Source organism: Alkalispirillum mobile (assembly GCF_003664325.1).
Lineage (GTDB): Bacteria > Pseudomonadota > Gammaproteobacteria > Nitrococcales > Halorhodospiraceae > Alkalilimnicola > Alkalilimnicola mobilis.
Genome location: NZ_RCDA01000013.1, coordinates 1 through 1,156, shown reverse-complemented (window position 1 = coordinate 1,156; position 1,156 = coordinate 1). Strand labels below are relative to the sequence as shown.

The 1,156-nt window shown below is 63.3% G+C and carries 1 pseudogene; it reads right to left on the bottom strand.

Annotated elements, in window-relative coordinates:
- Positions 1-797 (bottom strand): annotated as a pseudogene (locus tag DFR31_RS13690) (hypothetical protein); the annotation flags it as partial.
- Positions 798-1,156 lie beyond the last annotated feature (359 nt).

Genomic DNA, 1,156 nt, shown 5'->3' with positions numbered 1-1,156 from the left:
GGCGGCATCAGGGCGAAGTTCCAGCCAAAGCCCGTCACCCCGCCGGCGCTGAGGCTGGGGTTGAACCCGCAGACCGCGATCACGTCCTCCCAGGGCACCAGCACCGTCTGGCGCTGCTGGCCGACGAGCTTGCGGCAGAAGTCATGGAAGTGGGGGTAGAGGGGGAGAAAGAGCAATGAGCCGATGTGCAGAAGCAGCATCTTGATCGGGAATGCGGCTTCGACACCGGGGCGCAAGAACTCTGCGAACTCCCATATAGTGTAATACCCGGTGACCATGGCGATAACACCAGCCGTGGAAGCTAACCACATGTTGGTTGGGTCGGGCAGCCAGAAGCGCCTTCCCGGGATATCCACCACGAAGGCCACCTCCCGGCGTTGTCGGTGCAGGCGAATGGGCGGGATGCGTTTCAGTACAACATCGGGAAAGAGAATGCCGGTGAAAAAAGGAAACAGCGAAATGCCATAAGCCACCCCAAACCACCATGGGATGGTTGCCAATGGCAGCCCCCCCCAAAAGAAAGCCAGCAGTAACAGAAATGCCCCGATGCCAAGAATAAAGATCCCCAACCCGCTCGCGACATGCCCCGTAATCAGGAGGCTCTCAGGGCTGGCGCCCTGGCGCAGGTCCATCGTGGCCTCGTCGTGGTGCACGTCGATATGGGCCACGTCCACCCCGTGTTCGCTGTCGGTGGGGACCGGCAGGGGGCTGAGGCAGTACTGCTCACCGCCGGCGCGGCTTTCCCGCTCGCCGGCGCGCATGGGGGGCAACGATTCGTCTTTGGTCGGTTTGGGCATGCGGGGTTTTCCCTTGTTCTTATGGCCAGGGCGTCAGGGGCATGTCCGGCCAGTTGCCCACCTGATGGCGGGTGAGGCGGCGATCGCCGAGGGCGGAGAGCTCTTTCCACGCGTCGGACAGCGACGTGCCGCGGCGATGCAGCCGGAATACCCGGGTGGTGGACGCCTCGGGGCCCTTCGTGGGGATGACCCGGCCGAACGCGCGGTAGAGTTTGAGGCGGTAGTGTTGAGCCTGTGCATGGTTGTTCCGGTCAGGCCGCGCCAGCGGCGAATGGCAGTGTGGGGTAAGCCTTGCGCGGTGTCGGCTTGACCTCGATGCCGAAGCGGTCTTCGACATTGCCCAGTTCGACGAACTTCTC